This window comes from Campylobacter concisus, from assembly GCF_003048985.1.
GTDB lineage: Bacteria > Campylobacterota > Campylobacteria > Campylobacterales > Campylobacteraceae > Campylobacter_A > Campylobacter_A concisus_AY.
Map to the genome: position 1 here is coordinate 24,943 of NZ_PIRS01000015.1, position 19,076 is coordinate 44,018.

20 protein-coding genes and 1 pseudogene are annotated in these 19,076 nt (G+C 40.9%); 11 read left to right on the forward strand and 10 right to left on the reverse strand.

Features of this window, described 5'->3' with window-relative positions; translation table 11 throughout:
* Nucleotides 1–28: 28 nt before the first annotated feature.
* Nucleotides 29–769, reverse strand: coding sequence for a sulfite exporter TauE/SafE family protein (locus tag CVS91_RS09485; RefSeq protein ID WP_107831779.1), 741 nt, complete (start codon nt 767–769; stop codon nt 29–31).
* Nucleotides 770–913: 144 nt separating this feature from the next.
* Here CVS91_RS09485 and CVS91_RS09490 point away from each other — a divergent pair, with 144 nt between their 5' ends.
* Nucleotides 914–2,185 carry an anthranilate synthase component I family protein gene (locus CVS91_RS09490; RefSeq protein WP_107831782.1) on the forward strand — a complete coding sequence of 424 codons (1,272 nt, stop codon included), beginning with the start codon at nt 914–916 and terminating at the stop codon, nt 2,183–2,185.
* Between the two features lie 254 nt (nt 2,186–2,439).
* Entirely contained in the window at nt 2,440–2,643 is a 204-nt protein-coding gene (locus CVS91_RS09495) for a hypothetical protein (protein ID WP_413784159.1), read from the forward strand.
* 337 nt (nt 2,644–2,980) lie between these two features.
* Here CVS91_RS09495 and ychF read toward each other — a convergent pair whose 3' ends face one another.
* The 6 genes from ychF to rpiB are packed head-to-tail and all read right to left on the reverse strand — an operon-like array spanning nt 2,981 to nt 7,464.
* Nucleotides 2,981–4,084 (reverse strand): redox-regulated ATPase YchF, encoded by a 1,104-nt coding sequence (gene ychF / locus CVS91_RS09500; RefSeq protein ID WP_012001444.1) that lies wholly within the window; start codon nt 4,082–4,084, stop codon nt 2,981–2,983.
* On the reverse strand, nt 4,084–5,535 hold the full coding sequence (locus CVS91_RS09505; protein WP_107831784.1) for a leucyl aminopeptidase: 1,452 nt from the start codon (nt 5,533–5,535) through the stop codon (nt 4,084–4,086). The genes ychF and CVS91_RS09505 overlap by 1 nt, the downstream gene beginning before the upstream one ends.
* Nucleotides 5,516–6,121 (reverse strand): DedA family protein, encoded by a 606-nt coding sequence (locus CVS91_RS09510; protein WP_021083652.1) that lies wholly within the window; start codon nt 6,119–6,121, stop codon nt 5,516–5,518. The genes CVS91_RS09505 and CVS91_RS09510 overlap by 20 nt, the downstream gene beginning before the upstream one ends.
* 1 nt (nt 6,122) lies before the next feature.
* On the reverse strand, nt 6,123–6,671 hold the full coding sequence (apt, locus tag CVS91_RS09515) for an adenine phosphoribosyltransferase (RefSeq protein WP_107831786.1): 549 nt from the start codon (nt 6,669–6,671) through the stop codon (nt 6,123–6,125).
* A 20-nt stretch (nt 6,672–6,691) separates the two neighbouring features.
* Entirely contained in the window at nt 6,692–7,024 is a 333-nt protein-coding gene (locus CVS91_RS09520) for a hypothetical protein (RefSeq protein ID WP_002939538.1), read from the reverse strand.
* Complete coding sequence (rpiB, locus tag CVS91_RS09525) at nt 7,021–7,464, reverse strand: ribose 5-phosphate isomerase B (protein ID WP_021086444.1); 444 nt, start codon at nt 7,462–7,464, stop codon at nt 7,021–7,023. The genes CVS91_RS09520 and rpiB overlap by 4 nt, the downstream gene beginning before the upstream one ends.
* A gap of 109 nt (nt 7,465–7,573) precedes the next feature.
* On the opposite strand from rpiB, the gene CVS91_RS09530 reads away from it, so the two are divergent.
* The gene (locus tag CVS91_RS09530; RefSeq protein ID WP_107831788.1) at nt 7,574–8,959 is read left to right on the forward strand and encodes a DUF4139 domain-containing protein; all 1,386 of its coding nucleotides are present in this window, start codon (nt 7,574–7,576) and stop codon (nt 8,957–8,959) included.
* Nucleotides 8,960–8,977: 18 nt separating this feature from the next.
* Here CVS91_RS09530 and CVS91_RS09535 read toward each other — a convergent pair whose 3' ends face one another.
* From CVS91_RS09535 to folD, 3 genes are read right to left on the reverse strand one after another with little or no spacing between them, the layout of a single operon-like run.
* Nucleotides 8,978–9,634: a site-2 protease family protein gene (locus tag CVS91_RS09535; protein WP_107831790.1), complete on the reverse strand. Its 657-nt coding sequence runs from the start codon at nt 9,632–9,634 to the stop codon at nt 8,978–8,980.
* A complete protein-coding gene (gene lepB / locus CVS91_RS09540; RefSeq protein WP_002939748.1) occupies nt 9,621–10,526 on the reverse strand; it encodes a signal peptidase I in 906 nt (301 codons plus the stop codon). The genes CVS91_RS09535 and lepB overlap by 14 nt, the downstream gene beginning before the upstream one ends.
* Nucleotides 10,527–10,537: 11 nt before the next feature.
* Nucleotides 10,538–11,389 carry a bifunctional methylenetetrahydrofolate dehydrogenase/methenyltetrahydrofolate cyclohydrolase FolD gene (folD, locus tag CVS91_RS09545; protein WP_107831792.1) on the reverse strand — a complete coding sequence of 284 codons (852 nt, stop codon included), beginning with the start codon at nt 11,387–11,389 and terminating at the stop codon, nt 10,538–10,540.
* A gap of 83 nt (nt 11,390–11,472) precedes the next feature.
* Here folD and CVS91_RS10355 point away from each other — a divergent pair.
* The 8 genes and pseudogenes from CVS91_RS10355 to CVS91_RS09585 form a co-directional block, all read left to right on the forward strand.
* Nucleotides 11,473–11,808, forward strand: a pseudogene (locus CVS91_RS10355) (c-type cytochrome); the annotation flags it as partial.
* Between the two features lie 263 nt (nt 11,809–12,071).
* Complete coding sequence (hemL, locus tag CVS91_RS09555) at nt 12,072–13,355, forward strand: glutamate-1-semialdehyde 2,1-aminomutase (RefSeq protein ID WP_107831794.1); 1,284 nt, start codon at nt 12,072–12,074, stop codon at nt 13,353–13,355.
* On the forward strand, nt 13,355–13,636 hold the full coding sequence (locus CVS91_RS09560) for an AtpZ/AtpI family protein (protein WP_012001455.1): 282 nt from the start codon (nt 13,355–13,357) through the stop codon (nt 13,634–13,636). The genes hemL and CVS91_RS09560 overlap by 1 nt, the downstream gene beginning before the upstream one ends.
* Nucleotides 13,620–14,138, forward strand: coding sequence for a hypothetical protein (locus tag CVS91_RS09565; protein WP_234409692.1), 519 nt, complete (start codon nt 13,620–13,622; stop codon nt 14,136–14,138). The genes CVS91_RS09560 and CVS91_RS09565 overlap by 17 nt, the downstream gene beginning before the upstream one ends.
* Nucleotides 14,128–15,372: an MFS transporter gene (locus CVS91_RS09570; protein ID WP_107831796.1), complete on the forward strand. Its 1,245-nt coding sequence runs from the start codon at nt 14,128–14,130 to the stop codon at nt 15,370–15,372. Before CVS91_RS09565 ends, CVS91_RS09570 begins: the two co-directional genes overlap by 11 nt.
* A gap of 3 nt (nt 15,373–15,375) precedes the next feature.
* Nucleotides 15,376–17,022 carry a flagellar hook-length control protein FliK gene (locus CVS91_RS09575; RefSeq protein WP_107831797.1) on the forward strand — a complete coding sequence of 549 codons (1,647 nt, stop codon included), beginning with the start codon at nt 15,376–15,378 and terminating at the stop codon, nt 17,020–17,022.
* Complete coding sequence (locus CVS91_RS09580; protein WP_223227339.1) at nt 17,019–17,285, forward strand: FlhB-like flagellar biosynthesis protein; 267 nt, start codon at nt 17,019–17,021, stop codon at nt 17,283–17,285. Before CVS91_RS09575 ends, CVS91_RS09580 begins: the two co-directional genes overlap by 4 nt.
* Nucleotides 17,286–17,351: 66 nt before the next feature.
* Nucleotides 17,352–19,052: a methyl-accepting chemotaxis protein gene (locus CVS91_RS09585; protein WP_107831798.1), complete on the forward strand. Its 1,701-nt coding sequence runs from the start codon at nt 17,352–17,354 to the stop codon at nt 19,050–19,052.
* Nucleotides 19,053–19,076 lie beyond the last annotated feature (24 nt).

Consider the following 19,076-nt stretch of genomic DNA (forward strand, 5'->3'; position numbering starts at 1 on the left):
AAAGAGCGTGGCAAATTTAGCCATGCTCTTACTCAAAAAACATATCTTTTAATATCAAACATATCATCGCTATATAAAAGACCAAAAACCATTTTTTAAGTGTTTTTTTGTCGGTATTTTGCGTCTTTTTGGTGCCAAAGTATGCGCCTATTAGCGAGCCAAGACCCAAAAATGTGCCCTCAGCGTATGAGATGTGACCATTTAGTGAGAGTGAGATGAAGCCGGCAATGGCTGCAAACATAACGAAAAACACGCCCATAGAAACGGCTTTTTTCAGCTCATAACGTAAAAAGCCAACCAAGATAGGAGCGATAAATACGCCTCCACCGATGCCGATGCTAATGGCAAAAACGCCAACAAAAACGCCAACTAAAAATAGCAAAAAGAGCGAATTATTCGCATTTGAGCCATCGCTGTTTGGCGAAAAGTATAGTTTTATAAGTGAAAAGACAAATGTCGCAAGTAGCATAGACTCAAGTAAGAGTGCAGGTGCGTGCGATACGATGATGCCGCTAAAGCTAGCTCCGACCAAGCCTCCAAGCCCCAAAACCACACCACGATTTAGCTTTAAAAGCCCAGCTTTGTAGTTTAGATACGAGCCAAACGTCGCACTAAAGATCATCTGCATGACACTTATGCCAATGGCAGTTTTGACGTCGTATCCAAAGGCGACCATGATAGGAACGACGACCGTGCCGCCACCGATGCCAAAAAACCCGGCGATGTAACCAACGCCGATACCGATTATAAATAGTTCTACAAAAAGCATTTTTTCTCCCTCGACTGGTGCAAATTTTAGCCAAGGGGCTCTTAAAAAAATAGTAAAAAAGGCGTAAATTTAAAAATTTAGCCAAAATTCTAAAAAGTAAAAGCGAAAATTTTTTATAATCAATAAAAATTTAAAAGGAAAAATATGCTCTTAGAACAACCACTCTTTTATTATGAAGCGATCAGAGAGAAATTTAAAAATAGCTACCTTGCTGAAGACAAGACGCAAACGATAATCGGCATCGACTGCGAATATATCGACGAAAAGGATATGGACTTTTACGGACTTAGAAGCTACTTTGATACTAATCGTAACAAATCGCTTGCTCCTTTTGCCGGACTTTTTGGCGTCTTTGCTTATGACGGCGTGAGATACTTTGAGTATATCGGCGAGAAGAAGGCTAAAAAGTATGAATTTCCAAAATTTATCTACGCTGATGCTAAAGCATATCTGCACTTTGATAAGATGAGTAAAATTTACACTTTTTATGGAGATAAAGAGAGATATTATGACTTTTTGCTAAATTTAAAGGCAGAGTATAAGGGTGAAAAAGATTGTGAGTTTAGCATAAAAACTGATCTTAGTAGCGAAAAGAAACACTTTGAGGATATGGTTGAGGTGGCAAAAGAGTACATAAGAAGTGGCGACGTCTTTCAGGTGGTGCTTGGAGAGCTACTTGAAATTTCAACAAATATGAGCAGTTTGGACTTTTACAAAAAGCTAGCTAACGCAAATCCTAGCCCATATATGTTTCATTTTCCTACGCCTTATGGTGATGTGGTCGGCTCGTCGCCTGAGCTTGTTTTTGAGATGAAAAGCGAGCAAATTTTTGTAGCACCGATCGCAGGCACAAGACCAAGAGGCGGCGATGCAAACGCTGATGTGGCGCTTGAAAATGAGCTACTAAGCGACGAAAAGGAGCTAGCTGAACATAAGATGCTAATCGATCTTGCTAGAAATGATATCGGCAGGGTCTCAGAGTCAAAGAGCGTGTCGGTAAAAAATGCGATGCATATCCAGAAATTTGAAAAAGTGATGCACATCGTGAGCGACGTCTATGGCAAGTGCGCTAGGGAGCTTAATCTTTTTGACGTGCTTGCTAGCATCTTTCCAGCTGGCACGCTAAGCGGTGCGCCAAAGATCAGAGCGATGCAGATAATTAATGAGCTTGAAATTTTTGAGCGAAATATATATGGTGGGGGCATTGGATTTTTGCATTTTAATGGCGACGCTCAGGTGGCGATCCTTATCCGCTCAGCTATCTTTGTGCCAGCTAAAAACGGCTTTAGCAACGTCTTTGTCGGAGCTGGAGCTGGCATAGTCTATGACTCAAAAAGCGAGAAAGAGTATGCTGAAATTTGCCACAAACGAGCCAGCGTGGTAAATGTCTTTAAAAACAGCGCAAAAGAGGTTTAGATTTACAAATCAGGAGCTTTTATGTTAGGGCAAAATTTGATCCTAGCCATAACTATCGTCGTTTTTATATTTGCATGCTTTGTGGCATATAAAGATCATAAAAAGAATTTGCAAAATAAAGCGAGATAAAATTTATTAAATTTGCAAGGTGGCAAATCAACCTGCAATGGTAAATTTGCGTTGTTTGGTTTTAAAAAGAATAACTAATGTCAAGATAAGATCCTATTTTTGTAGGCGCACCAAACGCTAGCAAGATGAAATTTAGCTTTGATGAGCGCATCCAGACAAATGTGGTGGCAAATTTCACGCAAATTTATGAGTATGAAAATTTACACATCAAAAAGGGTGAGCGTCTGGGAATTTCGAGCTTGGCTCAACCATCGTCATACTTAGCGAAAAAGATGCGACCAAATTTAAGCTCTTTGAAAACAAAGAACTTAAATTTGCTGAAGCGATAGGACTTATAAAATAAATACGTTAAGCATATGAGTAAATTTTTATACCTTATCTAATCTAATGATCAATTTTTTGTATCCATTATAATATGAATTATAGTCTTCAAAATATTATAGGTATGAAGGCATGTAAAAGATGATGAACGTATTATTTTATCTACTAAAATTTCTTTAGGCTTAGTATTTTTCTTAAGACTTAATTTGCTCATAGGATTATGACTTGATATTTTTTAAAAGAATTTTATTAACTTGCAACAAAGAAGTTTAAATTTGCCTTGCAACTCAAGGCTTAAATATTTTTATAAAAAATTTTAGATATTTAGCCCAAAAAGGGCTAAATTTAGACATTAAACCTAAAGTGCATCACATCGCCATCTTGCACGATGTAGTCTTTGCCCTCAAGCCTCATCTTGCCAGCCTCTTTGGCTCCGTTTTCGCCGCCATGTGCGATGTAGTCATCATAACTTATCACTTCAGCTCTGATAAAGCCCCTCTCAAAGTCGTTGTGGATGACGCTTGCTGCTTTTGGCGCTTTCCAGCCATTTGTGATCGTCCAAGCCCTTACCTCTACGACGCCAGCGGTGAAATAGCTTATTAAATTTAGCTTAGCAAAAGACGTTTTGATGATCTTTTCAAGGCCGCTCTCACTCGTGCCAAGAGACGCCAAAAACTCGTGAGCTTCTTCATCGCTTAGGCCTATTAGCTCCTCTTCGACCTTGGCGCAAAGCTTGATCACCTCGTGGTCTGAGGCTTTAGCGTATTCTTTTAGTGCTTTTACAAATTTATTATCTTCGCTAAGTCCCTCTTCATCGACGTTTGCGCCATAAACTACCTCTTTTGCGCTTAGAAGTCTTAGCTCTTTGTTTAGCGCCAAAAATGCCTCGCTATCTCTTTGCTCAAAGCTGCTTGCACTTTTGCCATCATTTAGGTGAGCAAGAAGCAAATTTGCTATCTCAAGTGCCTCTTTAGCGCCTTTTGCATTTGCTTTTGCCTCTCTTGTGAGCTTTTCTATCTTTTTGTTTAATTGTTCAATGTCAGCTAGTATCAGCTCGGTTTGGATGATCTCGATGTCTCTTACTGGATCAACACTTCCCTCGACGTGGGTGATGTTTTCGTCTTCAAAGCAGCGAACGATGTGCAAAATAAGCTCGGTCTCTCTGATGTTTGATAAAAATTTATTGCCAAGTCCTTCTCCTGAGCTTGCACCCTTCACAAGACCTGCGATATCTACGAATTCGATGGTTGAATATTGAATTTTATTAGGACTTACTATCTTTGCAAGCTCATTTAGGCGCTTATCAGGCACTGGCACGATGGCTTTGTTTGGCTCGATAGTGCAAAACGGATAGTTCGCACTCTCGGCATTTTGCGCCTTTGTAAGTGCGTTAAATGTCGTTGATTTGCCCACATTTGGCAGGCCTACTATTCCAACTGAAAGTCCCATCAATTCTCCTTGCTAAGTGCTTGTAAAAAGTATAAATTCATCCTCACGCCAGCCCCGCTCGCACCTGCTTGGTTGTATCCCCAAGCCTTTTCGCGGTATGCTGGACCTGCGATATCAAGGTGTAGCCACTTATCTTTGTACTCATCTTTGATAAATTTAGCTAAAAACATGCCAGCTGTGATCGCGCCGCCATATCTGCTTGAGGCGCAGTTGCTAACGTCTGCGATCTGGCTTTTTATGAGCTCGCTAAGATAAGGGTTAAAATCAAGCGTAGTCGCTAGCTCGCCGCTATCTTTTATCTTGTTTTTAAACTCGCTTTTTAGGCTCTCGCTGTTGCCCATGATGCCTGTTGTGTATTCACCAAGCCCCACGACGCAAGCGCCAGTTAGGGTTGCCATATCGATTAAGATGTCTGGCTTAAAGTCTTGCGCGTAGCTTAGGCAGTCAGCCAAGACCAAACGTCCCTCTGCGTCGGTGTTTCTTACCTCTATGCTAACGCCGCTTCTTGAGATAAGCACGTCATCAGGCTTATAGGCGTTGCCGCCGATCATATTTTCAGTAGCACCCAAAATGGCGTGAATTTCAAATGGTAAATTTAGCTCCGCAGCACCTTTTATGATGCCAAGAGCTGCTGCTGCACCGCTTTTGTCTGATTTCATAGTAAGCATATAATCAGCCGGTTTTAAGCTAAGGCCGCCGCTATCGTATGTTAGCCCTTTGCCAACAAAGATGATGCGTTTTTTAGACTTTTTAGGCTTATAGGTTAGGTGGATGAGCCTTGGTTTATGCACGCTTGCGCGATTTACCGCCAAAAATGCGTTCATATTCTCTTTTGCTAGAAATTTCTCGTCATAGACCTCGCACTTTATACTTGCATGACTTTTGGCTAAATTTTGCGCATCCTCGGCCATCTTTTGCGGTGTGTAAATTTCTGGGATTTCATTTACGATATCTTTTGCAAAATTTGTAGCCTCAGCGATGATCGCTGCTTCTTTAAATCCCTCATTTGCCGCCTTTAGATCGACCTTTTTGCCAGCAAATTCTTCAGTAGAAAAGATGACCTCTTTTAGGGTGTATTTCTCTTTTTTCTCTTTATATTTGTTAAATTCGTAGCTTCCAAGCAAAAAGCCCTCAGCAAGTGCTTCAAAGCTTAGTTTTTGGCACTGCGCTACGTAAGAAGCTAGCTTTATGCTCTTAATATTTAGTGACTTTAGTGCATTATAAGCTTTAGCGGCTGCAACTCTAAGCTCGTCAAGATCAAGCTTAGAAAGTGGCACGTAAGCCCTCTTTGCCTCACTTAGGATGAGGACGCTATCGCCCTTGTAATTGTTAAATTTAATAGCCTCTTTATCGCCTATAAATTTATGTTTTAACTCCTTATCTACTACAAAAATTAGTTCAATATCAGCTTTTATATCTTTTAATTTTTTATCAACTATTTGAAACTGCATGTCTTCTGTCTCTCCTTTCGTTTAAAATTTTATTTTCGATGCGCTTAAATGTATATATCAAAAGCCCCATAAATATGGCAACCACTGGGATAGCGACATACCAGTGCTCTTTTGCTTTTTGAAGCAGCACTAATATATGCTCGCCAAGTATCCAAGCAGGTATGGTGGTGATCGCCGCCCAGCACCAAGCGCTGATCAAATTTATAAAGGCGTATTTTTTGGCATCATAGCCGGTAAGTCCTATGCAAAGCGGTATGATGACACGAAAACCATACATATAGCGTTGCAAAAAGATGATCGGCCAGCCGTATTTTTTCAGCATTATGTGCGCCACTGCAAATTTTCTCCGCTGCGTGTGAAGCCTTTTTGCGATGTATTTTTTATTGTAACGTCCAAGGTAGAAGTAAATTTGATCTCCCACAAAGCCTCCAAGTCCAGCCACAAAGATAGCAAGTGCGATATGCATGTGCGTGGTGTGCGCGAGAATTCCAGCCATTATTAAGGCCATCTCGCCCTCCATGATACACCAGACAAAAAGTATGATGTAGCCGTACTCTTTAAGCAGTTCTATAAAAAATTCTTCCATTCTAAACCTCTAAAACGCTGTAAATTTTAGTAAGCGACTTTAGCTTTTCGCTACCTTTTAGATCGACTAGATCTATGAGAAAGCACGCTTCTACGCAGGTTGCGTTAGTTTGATTGATAAGCTCAACTGAAGCCTTTGCGGTGCCTCCAGTGGCTATGAGATCGTCCATCAAAAGCACTCTAGCACCTGCTTTTTCTCCAAAAGCATCGATGTGAATTTGCACTTCATCGACGCCGTACTCTAGGCTATATTTTTGAGAAAGCGTGATAAAAGGTAGTTTTTTTGGCTTGCGAATAGGCACAAAAGGCAGCCTTAGTCTTGCCGCAAGCGCCGCGCCAAAGATAAAGCCTCGTGACTCAATACCAGCTATGTAGTCGATATTTGTGTCCTCATATCTAGCCACCAAATGATCTATCAAAAAGTTAAATGCCTCTTTGTTGTTTAGCAGCGTCGTGATGTCACGAAAGACTATGCCAGGCTTTGGAAAGTCGTTTATGCAACGAATAGAGTTTAGTAAAAATTCTTTGCCTTTTTGATCTAAAATTTTCATAAATTTCCTTAAATTTGAGGTTATAGTAGCGCTTCGATCTTGCCTTCAAGCTCACGAATGCGTTGTCTTAGCTTGTCGTTTTCTAAGCGGTACTGGGAATTTCTTGTGCGAAGTGAGGTTACGTCGTTTTTAGTTTTGTTTAGCTCGTCTGTCAAGATGTCGATGTTGCCTAGACTTCGTTGGAGTTGGATCTGAAATTTTCTTATGACGACTTCGGTGTCTTGGAGGTTATTTTTCATAAAATCTTTTGTCGCACGCTCTTTTTTGAGAAGCGTTTTGAAGTAAAAAACCATGACGGTTAGGTAGATCGCAGCACAAACAAGAGCGGTAAAAACGATCCACTCGCCTATCATTTGCCTGCCTCAAGCTCTATTTTTTTGACTCTTCTTTCGTGTCTGCCGCCTGCAAACTCAGTCTTTAAAAAGGCTTCAACTGCCGAGATAGCCACGCCTGCGCCAATAACCCTTGCGCCAAAAGCGATCACGTTTGCGTCGTTGTGCTCTCTGGCAAGCCTTGCGGTAAATTCATCGTGGCAAAGGGCGCACCTTACGTTTTCGTGCCTGTTTGCGGCTATTGATATGCCTATGCCAGTGCCACAAACTAGCACGCCGTAGCAGTTAGGCTCAAGCTTGCTTGCTAGCAAATGTGCATAATCAGGGTAATCAACGCTATTTTTATCGTTTGTGCCAAGATCAACTACTTCGTATCCAAGCCCTTTAATGGCCTCTTTAAGCTCGTTTTTTAGCTCAAAACCAGCGTGATCGCTAGCTAAGAAAACTTTGTCTATCTTCATGAAAAGTCCGTTAAATTTTTTGTTGATTATAGTCAAAGTTGCATTAAAATAAAATTTTACTCTCAGCCAAAATGAAGCTATAATTTACCAAAAATTTAAAGGAGAAAATGTGAAAAAAGTGCTCTTTTTAGTGGCTTTGACGCTAGCCTTTGCAAATGAAAATTTGATAGAGATCTACACAGATCAAATGATCATCACTCAAAAATTTAGCGACGCAAATAGCTCTTTTAGCGCCTTTGTGTCAGAGGGTGTGGATAGTGAGAGCATCACGATAAATGGAGATTGTGACGCGAATGCTAATCTAAAAAAGATCAGCGAAGAAAATAGCCAAAGTTACATAAAATGGAAGCAAGAAGTTGCAAATTTAAACAACAAACTTGAGGCGCTAAATGCAAGAGGCAGGTTTATAGAGCAAGCTTTGATAGGAGAAAATAAAAGTAACGATGTGACAAAAAGAGCTGAGGAGTTTTATAAATTTAGCCTAGAAAATATCGAGAAAATTTCAGCTGCTAAAAGTGAGCTTGAAGCGCTTAAAGAAAATGAGCCAAAGAGCGAGATGGCTGGGTTTTTGCAGCTTGATATGAAATTTGCTTGCAGCCCAAAAGAGGCGACGCTTTCATACATGGATGATGAGGCCCCAAAGACGCTAAATGAAATTTATGCAGACACAAAAAATAAAAATATCTTGATAAAACAAGAAATTTTACTCACCAACCCATTTGCAAGTGAAGTTAAAAATTTAAAGCTCGCTATCTATCCGACCAGATATCAAAAGGCGCTTGCTCCAAGCAAGTTTTACCCTTGGTACGAGGAGAGCGAGGCTGAAGCTGATGGTTACGGCGCTTCAAAAAATATGCTAAGAGCCGCAAAAGTCGCTGCTGAGGTCGCTGATATGCGTGTGCAAAGAGATGAGAACGAATTTGCTAAAATTTGGAAGATAGATGGGATAAATTTAGCAAAAGGCGAGAGCAAATATATAACTTACGACACACAAAAAATGGATGCAAATTTTAGCGTTTTTGCTGATTTTTACGGCTCACTAAAGGCATATAACGTAGCTAGCTTTAAGCTAAATGACGATCTAACGCCAGCCAAAACGCAGTTTTACGTTAATGGCGTGAGTGTTGGCAGTCCAAGCGAATTTGAGATGAAAGCTAAAGATGAGCCAGTGCAGTTATTTTTAGGACAAAACGAGCTAATCGAGCTTAAAAAAGAGCGTTTAAATAAATTTAAAAAGAGCTCGCTTCTTGGCAAAGACCGCATAAGCGAAGAGGGCTATGAGATAAGTGTCAAAAATAACTCAAGTAAAAGTGTCGATGTAACTTTGGTGGAGCGTGTGCCAGTCTCTGCTGACGAGGCGGTAAAGGTCGAGATAAAGGGCTTTGATAAAAAAGATATCAGCAAGGATGGCAAGGTGGAGCTTAAATTTAGCCTTGCGCCAAAAGAGGAATTTAAAAAAGAGTACTCTTATAAGATCACAAAGCCAAAAATTTAGAGCAAATTTGCTCTAAATTTAGCCATTTATAAAGGCACTTGCTATATCTAAAACGTATCTTGTCGGATAAAAGATAGTATCTTTTAAAGGCGAAATGAGGATGATGATAAGAATGACAAAGCCATATCTTGAGATGCCCTCAAGCTTCTCTGCCAGTGCGTGAAAGCCAAAATTTCTAAGCGCATACTCGAGCGCGTGAAAGCCATCAAGTGGCGGGATCGGATAGAGGTTAAAGATGGCTAACATCAAATTTAAAAGCGCAAGCGTAAATAAAAACTGAAGTAAAATTTCAAAGGTTTCTATATTTAATAAAGCCTTTAACACAAAAAGCGACAAAATGCCTAGGATGATGTTGTAGCAAATGCCAGCTAAACTTACGTAGATAGCTGCCTTGTAGCCACCATTTCGCACGACTGTGTAGGTATTTACAGGCACTGGTTTTGCCCAGCCAAACATCATGCCAGTGCTTAGATAAAGCACCAGTGGCACGATGATAGTGCCAACAAGATCGATGTGTTTTATAGGATTTATGCTAAGTCTGCCAAGATTTTTTGCGGTGTTGTCGCCAAATTTATAAGCGACATATCCGTGAGCGATCTCGTGGCCGACGATGGCGATTATTAAAGAGATGACGATAGTGGCGACTTTTATAGGGTCAAAATTAGTGAAGTCCATCAACTTCTCCTTCTTTTAGAGCTTGTTTTGTGAAAAACTCATCGTTTTCTATCGTATCTACAAAGCGTCCGATACGCTCCCAGCGCACATTATAGTTATTGTCCCAGCTAAAATATATAAACCAAGGCTGACCGACTATGTCCTTGTAAGCCACGCTTCCCCAAAAACGGCTATCGTTTGAGTGATCGCGGTTGTCACCTATCATGAAGTACTCATCTTTTGGCACTTTGACGTAAAAAGCGTTAAAGTTAAAATTTGGATTTTGCGGTAGTGAGCTAATGAGCGCTGGCTTCATAAAAACGTTTGATTTGTTTGTATTTAGCATGAAAACCATCTGCTCAAATAAATTTACATTTTCATCGTAGTGGATGCCGCTAAATCTATATGGCTCTTTTATGAAAAGCTTGCCATCAAGCTCGGCTATATCGCTGCATGAGTAGCCAAATTTACTCTCTTTGCCATTTAAATTTTCACGGCAGTTTGCCTTTATAAAGCTATCTCCCTCTTTTGGGCGTAGATAGAGGGCTTTTTCAGTAAAGACGATCTCGTCCTCGCTGGTTGCAAAGCAGCGCTTTACAAAGTGAGTTTTCTCATCGTTTGGATAGCGAAATACGACTATATCGCCCCTTGCAGGACCATCGCCTGTGATGAGATGCCCATTGTCATTTAGCTCAGGTAAAATTTTCACCTCAAGCCAAGGGATTCTTGGTGTTGGTATGCCATAAACATACTTTTTAGCAAATAAAAAATCCCCAACCAAAAGCGTGTTTTTCATCGAACCAGACGGGATCACAAAGGCTTGAGCTACAAAGAAAATGACAAGCAAAACGATGATAACCGTGCCTGTCCAGCTCGAGCAAAAGTCATAAAATTTAGTAAAAGCTCTCTTCATTATCTCACTCTTTAATTTTTAGCTATCTTTGCTTGTGCAGCAAGGATTGTGTTGTTTAAAAGCATGGCTATGGTCATCGGGCCAACGCCGCCAGGAACAGGCGTGATGTATGAGCATTTTGGTGCGACCTCGTCAAAATCCACATCACCCACAAGCCTGCCATCATCAAGTCTGTTTATGCCCACATCAACGACTACTGCGCCATCTTTTACCATGTCAGCCTTTAAGAAAAATGGCCTACCGATGGCTGCAACTATGAGGTCAGCATTTTTGCAAATTTCTTTTAAATTTTTAGTCTTACTGTGTGTCACTGTAACCGTTGCAGAGGCGTTTAGGAGTAAATTTGCCATAGGTTTGCCAACGATGTTGCTTCTGCCGATCACCACTGCATTTAGCCCAGCCACTTCTATGCCATACTCTTTTAAAATCTCCATCACGCCAAGCGGTGTGCAAGGCACGAAGCCATCAAGGCCGCTAACAAGTTTGCCAACATTTACAGCGTGAAAGCCATCTACGTCTTTTCGTGGATCGATCGCTGCGAGCACGACGTTTGTGTCGATGTGCTTTGGTAGTGGCAGCTGAACCAAGATACCATGGATGCTATCGTCTAAATTTAGCACGTTTATAAGTGCAAGAAGCTCGTTTTGGGTTGTATTTTTGCTTAGACGGTGAGCCACGCTTTTTATGCCGTACTCGTTGCAGGCTTTCTCTTTAGCTCTAACGTATGTTTGAGATGCCTTATCTTCGCCGACCAAGACGACGGCTAAGGTTGGCTCGACACCAAATTTCTTTAGCTCATCAGCTCTTACTTTTACGCTTTCTTTGACCTTTAAAGATACGGCTTTTCCGTCTAAAATTTTCATATTCGATCCTTACTTAAAAGCTTTTTTAATCACAAGGGTGGTATCATACCTAAAAATAAATTAAATTTTTAAAAGAGAGGTTTATGAGGTCTGTTTTTTTGATTTTGCTTTTTTGCGTGGCGATTTTTGGTGCTGATTTTATCACAAAGACCGAGTACGCCAAGATGCTCTACCTAAATCCACGTGGCATAGGCTGTGATAAATGTCACGGCGCAAAGGGCGAGGGCAGTCTAATCTCTAAATACAAGCACTTTGACAAAAAAGCAAACAAAACGGTCGATGATGAGCTTAGAGCACCAAAGATAAATGATATAGATTTTGAAAGCTTTAAAGCAGCTCTTACAAAGCCAAAGGGCGTCATGCCAAGCTACTTTTTGACAGATGAGGAGACTACCATCCTTTATGAATACATCACAAATCAGATGAAACCTCCTGCAAAATCGGCAAAATCGCAAAATCTAGCTAAGCCAGCCGCTCCTGCTGCTACGCAAAAACAGCCTGAATCTGCTAAAGCCGCCCCAAGCGCAAAAGTAGTAGAGCCAGATAAGAGCGCTCCTGCAAAACCAGCTGAGCCTGCAAAACCAGCTAGCACGCAGGCACCAAAGTCACCAGCAAAGCCAGTAACAAATCAAAAAGATAATCAAAAGACAAATTTAAAAACACAAAATCAAAAGGATAAAAAATGACAAATAAAGAGGCATTTAGTGAAGCTAAAAAATATATCCCAGGCGGCGTAAACTCACCAGTTCGTGCATTTGGAAGTGTTGGTGGCGAGCCTGTGATGATAGATCATGCAAAGGGCGCTTATCTATACGACGTCGAGGGCAAAAAATACCTTGACTTTATCCAAAGCTGGGGACCGCTCATCTTTGGTCACTGCGACAAAGATATAGAAGATGCGATCATCTCTGCTGTAAAACAAGGCGTATCTTACGGCGCTCCCTCACCAAAAGAGACCGCTCTAGCAAAGCTAATATGTGATGAGTTTAAACAAATAGATAAAATTCGCTTCGTTAGCTCTGGCACTGAGGCTACCATGAGCGCTATCAGAGTGGCTAGAGGCTATGCTAAAAAAGATGGACTTATCAAATTTGAAGGCTGCTACCACGGACACAGCGACGCACTTCTTATCAAAGCAGGAAGTGGCGCTACGACATACGGCAACGCTTCAAGCGGCGGCGTGCCACAAGATGTTGTGAAAAATACATTTTTAGCTATCTACAACGATATAGAGAGCGTAAAGGCCATTTTTGAGAACAATAAAGACAAAATAGGCGTCGTCATAATCGAGCCAATAGCTGGAAATATGGGGCTTGTTCCAGCTGATAAGAAATTTTTACGAGAGCTTAGAGAGCTTTGCGATAAATTTGGCGCTGTGCTCATCCTTGATGAGGTTATGAGCGGCTTTAGGGCTTCTCGCCTTGGCTCATATCCATTTCACGAAGTGGATGCTGACCTTGTCACATTTGGCAAGGTTATAGGCGGAGGCATGAATGTCGCTGCATTTGGTGGCAAGGCTGAAATTATGGACTGCTTAAGCCCAGAAGGCGCTGTCTATCAAGCAGGCACGCTAAGTGGCAACCCAGTGGCGATGAGCGCTGGTATAGCGGCAATTTCAAAGATAAATAGCGACGTAAATTTATACGCTAGACTTGAAAAACTAGCGAAAAGACTAATGGATGGCTTCAAAGAGGCAGCAAAAAGCGCTGGTATCACCATTCAAACTGAGGTTCGTGGCTCTATGTTTGGCTATTTTTTTACAGAGCATGCCGTAAAAAACTACGACGATGCGCTAAAGAGCGACACAAAACTCTTTGCTAAATTTCACCAAGCGATGCTTAGACGCGGAATTTATCTTGCACCTAGCCAGTTTGAGACTGGATTTATCTGCGATGCGATGAGTGAAGCGGATATCGATCTAGCGGTAAATGCAGCTAAAGAGGCATTTTTGGAGATAAAGGCTTAATGGCAAAATTTAAGATAAAAGATATCGTAGCAGGGGCTGAACAGCTAAGCCTTGGTGTTTCAATCGTAGTTGCGATCTTGCTTGGCACTGGGCTAGGATATCTTGTAAAAAAGGCTACAAATTTCACGCCAGCGCTTTGGATAGGCTTTGCTATTGGCATCGCAGCTGCTATTTTAAACGTCTATAAAGCCTACAAAGCGCAGGTTAAAAGCCTAGATGAGCTAAAGGATGAGACTAGATATAAGGGCTACACAAAAGACGATGATGACGAGGACGATTAGCAGGCTTTTTATTTGCTACTTTGCGCTTTGGTTAGCCCTTAGCGTGGTTGGCAAATTTATATCAAATCAATTTTTTATAAGCTCGCAAATTTCATTTTTTGCCTCGCTTATCATCCTAACGGCTAGCTTTTTTGCCTATAAAAACCGCATAAACTCGAGGCTAGAAAATGCAAGAGATGAAATTTTAGCCAAGATAGAAGAAGAGGATGAAGAGGATGAAGAAATTTTGCCCCAAAATGAGACAAAAGAGTTTAGCCTAAAAGATGAAAAAGCAAGGCTAAAAAAGCAGAAATTTTCATTTAAAGATAGAAGTTTTGCAGCGGCCTTTATGCCTTATCGCTTGGTTGCGTATGCGATACTTTTTTTTGGATTTATATTTTTAAAAAATGAAAATTTACTAAACGTGCCTGGCTTTTTAGTGGGGCTTGCTCCGATGCCCATTGGAGCTTTTATCTTTGGGATAATGCAAAATAATTTGAGAAAGGACGCAGATGGCAAGTAGCTTTAGGATCATTCGCTCGATGGGGCCGCTATTTTTAGGTATGAGCCTGCTTTTTATAGGCAATGGCCTAGTCATCGCATCTTGTAGCGCACTTCTTAAGCAAAATGGCGTAGGCGAGCTTGCGATTGGACTAATTAACACTGGATTTTTCATAGGAGCGTTAATTAGCACGATCACAGCGCACAGGGTCATCTCAACCACCGGCCACATCAGAGCTTTTGCTATCTTTTCAGCTATCTTTGCAGTCTCAGCCATGCTTCACGCCATAAGTGAAAATTTGATATTTTGGGCGATTTTGCGAGCCTTTTTGGGATATTGCTACTACGCACTCTTGATGGTTATAGAAAGCTGGTTAAACGCTAAGATCCCAAACAAGATAAGATCGCGCGTCATCGCCTTTTACGAGTGCGTTTTCTACACGAGTTTTGGACTTGGAATTTTGATCTTAGCGCTTGATCTTAGCGCATTTGAAATTTTCATCATCAGTGCAGCCTTTATCATGCTCTCAAGCATACCTTTAAATTTAATCCGCATAAACCAGCCTCAAATCCCGCAGCGCCAACCCATAAACATCCCTAAAATTTTTGGCATCGTCCCGCTAGCCCTTGTGGGAGCGCTAGTTGCTGGCTTAGCGATAAATGGCTTTTTTTCTATGGCAAGTCTCTTTATCTTGCTTCAAGGATATAGCGCAAAAGAGGCGTCATTTTTTATGACCATAGCGATGGCTGGGGGCTTTTTAGCTCAAACATTTATCGGAGGCTTTTCAGATAAATACGGCAGACGCCCAGCGCTCTTGCTTTGTAGCGCCGTGGCATTAGTAAGTGCAGCACTCTTTTTGCTAAATGGCTCAAATTTGATCGTTCAATACATACTTTCATTTTTCTTTGGCGGCGGAATTTTCTGCACATACGGACTTTCGCTTGCTAGGGCAAATGACGAGATCACAGACAAGACAAAGAGCGTCCAAGTGGCACGTGCGCTGCTTTTTAGCTACTCTTTTGCCTCGCTTTTCTCGCCGCTTCTTATGAGCTATGCGATGAAAATTTTTGGCGCATTTGGCTTTATCTATGTCTATTTGGTGCTTTATGTTGGACTCATCTTGTTTGCGCTAACGCAAAAGACCATACCACAGCACATGAGAAAAGAGTATAACGACAGGCTCGTTGCAAGGACGGCTGGCATCGCGACTATTCAGCAAAATGGCAATTTTGCCGATAGAGAAAATAAAAAGTAGAAAATGGACGTAGCAAATTCTCTAAACATATCAAACACCTCGGTTCAAACTGGGCAAAATGCCACCCAAAACGCGCCTGTCCGTAAAAACGAGGGTTCACTTTTTAAAAATCAGCCAGCTGGGACGCCAAGCGAACAGACCGTCTCAAACGCTCTTGATAACGTTGGCAAGCTAGTTGCAAGGGTGCTTGATGATCTAAAAAGCGCTTCAAGCCTTAGTAAGGCTGAGCAAATTTTATCTCAGGCAAAAGATACAAAGATCGCTCCAAATTTAGCTAGCGAGCTCTCAGACCTTGCAAAAAGCTTAGAGAGCGAGGCTATGCAAAGCGAAAGCCCTGAGATAAAGAGCCTTGCACTAAAACTAAAAGAATTTCTAAAACCAATAGCCGATCTTAAAGCTGGTTCGCTAAATGATCAGATCAAAAACTCTGGCGTCATGCTTGAAGCAAATTTAAAAGATGCGCTCACTCCAGAGAAGCTGCCAAGCTCGATACAAAAGCTACTAAGCGATATAAAAAATCTCTCAAATCAAAATTTACTTAGTCAAATTTTAACTCTAAATGATGAGAGCTTGGATAATCAAAACTCATTTATGAAGCTCACCTCCATGCTTGAAAAAGCGAGTAGTGACGCTAAAAATCTCCTTGATAACTCAAGCATGAAAACGCTTTTAAAAGATGTGGATAAGCTTGATAATGTGGCTAAATTTCTTGATAAGAACTTCTCAAAAGATCAAAGCGCAGACGCGGTTAAAAGCCAGATCGGCAAGATGGAGAATTTCATCTCAAATTTAAGCGAAAAGGTAGCAAATTTAGCGAGTGAAAAGCTAAATCAAAGTGCGGCTTTTAGCTCAAATCACAAAGAGTTAAAAGCTATCCTTGAAAACCTAAAAAACGATCTAAAAATGCTAAATAACATAGGCGATGAGACGGGGCTTGTAAAGGCATTTAACGAGGTTAGCGACGTCTCAAAAGAGGGCAGCTTGCAAGATAAGCTCCAAAGTGCGGCCAGACGCCTCGCGCACAGCCTTAGCCTAGCAGACCCAGAAGCTAGCACAGCAAAAAGCGAGCTATCTGAGAGCAAGGCGCTTTTAAAGCAGCTAAAGCTCGCTACAAACGACATAAACAACATCACGACAAAGAGCCAGAGTGAAATTTCAAAGGTGCTAAATCAAGATGTAAAAAGCACGCTTTTAAACATAAGCGAAAAGAGCCAAAACGCCCAGAGCGTAAATGCTGCAAACAAGATGATCTCTCAAATAGAAATGCATCAGATGGTCTCAAGCTTGCAAGGAGGCATACAAACTTATATGCCTTATATCTGGGACGGCGTGGAGGGCGGAAATGTCGCGTTTAAACAGGGTAAAAAGGATAAATTTTATGCCCAGATCGATCTAAATTTTAAGAAATTTGGCCAGATAAATGTGATGGTGGGGCTTGTGGATAAACGCTATATCGATCTATCGGTGGCAACGCAGACAAATGAGTTTAAAGAGCTTATTTTGTCTAGCTCAAGCGAGCTAAAGCAAGCGATCTCAAAGCTTGGACTAATCGTTTCAAATTTTAACATTAAGACTTTGCCAAAGGTGAAGCTAAACGATAGATTTAAAAATTTTGGCGGCCTTGATGTGGGCTTTGATAAGAAAATTTGATGCAAGTAAATAAGAAAAAAGCCGTCGCTCTTGGCTACAACAGATCGCAAGATAACGCTCCAAAGGTGCTTGCAAGCGGTGCTGGCGAGATAGCAAACAAGATAATAAGCCTTGCAAAAGAGCATGACATACCGATCAAAGAGGATCCTGATCTCATTGAAATTTTAAGCAAGGTAGAGGTCGATCAAGAGATACCGCCAAATTTATATAAAGCGGTGGCCGAGATTTTTAGCTTTTTATATAAGATCACAAATAAAAAGTAAATATTTCACTTTAATAGTGCTATAATCTCAAAATTAAGGAAATTTAAACATTAAAAAGGAGTTATTATGAAAATTTCATCAAAAGTAACGATGATGATCGTCTCGTCCCTACTGGTGCTTGGAGCCATCTTAGTCTTTCTAAACATTTACGAGCAAAACAAAGCGATAGAATTTTCTACTAAAGAGCTGACTGAAACGATCTTAGCCGATAAAAGAGCAGCTTTAAGTGAAGAGATGGATATCGTTTCAAACATTTTGCTAAAAATTCAAGAGGTCTATGACGACGCAAACGAGACCATAGAAGATCAAAAAGAAGATATTATCGACTATCTCTCAAGGGCTAGATTTGGTGATGGTAAGCTTGGTTACTTTAGTCTCTCAACAATAGATGGTGTGGTTATTGCAAACCCTGGTATACCTGAATTTAATGGACAAAATAGGCTTGATGCAACTGACGCAAATGGCTATAAATATGTAAAAGAGCTTATCGAAAAGGCTAAGCAAAATAGTAATGGAGACTTTGTAAATTTTGTTGCGAAGTCAAAGGATGGCAATACTATAAGAAAGATAGCACGTGGACAAAAGCTAAATTTATTTCATGAGGATGTGCTTTTGATGTCTGTTGTTGATCTTGAGGGTATGTATAAAGAGATAGATAAAATTTCAGCTACCATGCAAAATGATGCCAATGCAAACACTACAAATTTCATCGTCATAGCCGTCGTAGTTTTAATCATCTCACTAATAGTTGCCATGCTTTATTCTAAAATTTCTATCACAAAACCGCTAAATGAGTTAATCTTGCGAGCTACAAACCTCTCAAGTGGTGATGGCGATCTAACAAGAAAACTAGAAGTCGTTGGCAAAGATGAGATAGCAAAAGCCAGCGAGGCTATAAATAAATTTATAGAAAAAGTAAGGGTTTTAATCTCGGAGGCAAAAGATATCTCAAATGAAAATAGCTCCATCGCAAACGAGCTTAGCTCAACCTCAGTCCAAACTGGTCGCGGGGTAGAAAACTCAAGCAAGATAGTTGAGGACGCTGGGAAGGATTGCACTGAGATACAATCATATATGAAAGAGTCAATCGAAGTTGCAAAAGGCGGCAAAGATGATCTTCAAAAGGCGCTAAGCTACGTTGATGAGACGCTAAATACCATCTCAAATTTATCTTCAGAGATCGCTCAGACATCAGATATAGAAAATCAAATGGCTGGCAAGATCGAGCAGCTTAGCCGTGATGCCGAGCAGGTAAAATCAGTCCTTGTTGTTATCAACGACATCGCTGATCAGACAAATTTACTAGCCCTTAATGCAGCCATTGAGGCAGCACGTGCAGGCGAGCATGGACGTGGTTTTGCAGTCGTTGCAGATGAGGTTAGAAAGCTAGCTGAGCGCACTCAAAAGAGCCTCACCGAGATAAATGCAACTATCAATGTCATCGTTCAAGCGATAAATGAAAGTAGCGAGCAAATGAGTATAAATTCTAAGCAAATAAGCGAGCTAACAGGCGTGGCAAACAACGCGCAAAACACCATAAGAGATATGAGTGGTATCATGAGATCAGCCATAGGACTATCTGATAAAACTATCGAGGACTATATAAAGACTGGCAAGGATATTGACGATATAGTAAAAAACATGGAGGGCATAAGTCAAATTTCATCTCAAAGTGCAAGAAGCGTAGAAGAGATAGCTTCAGCTGCTGAGCATCTAAATAAGATGACAGATACGCTAAATGCAAAACTTGGCGAATTTAGAACTTGATTTGTGTGGTAAATTTTAAATTTA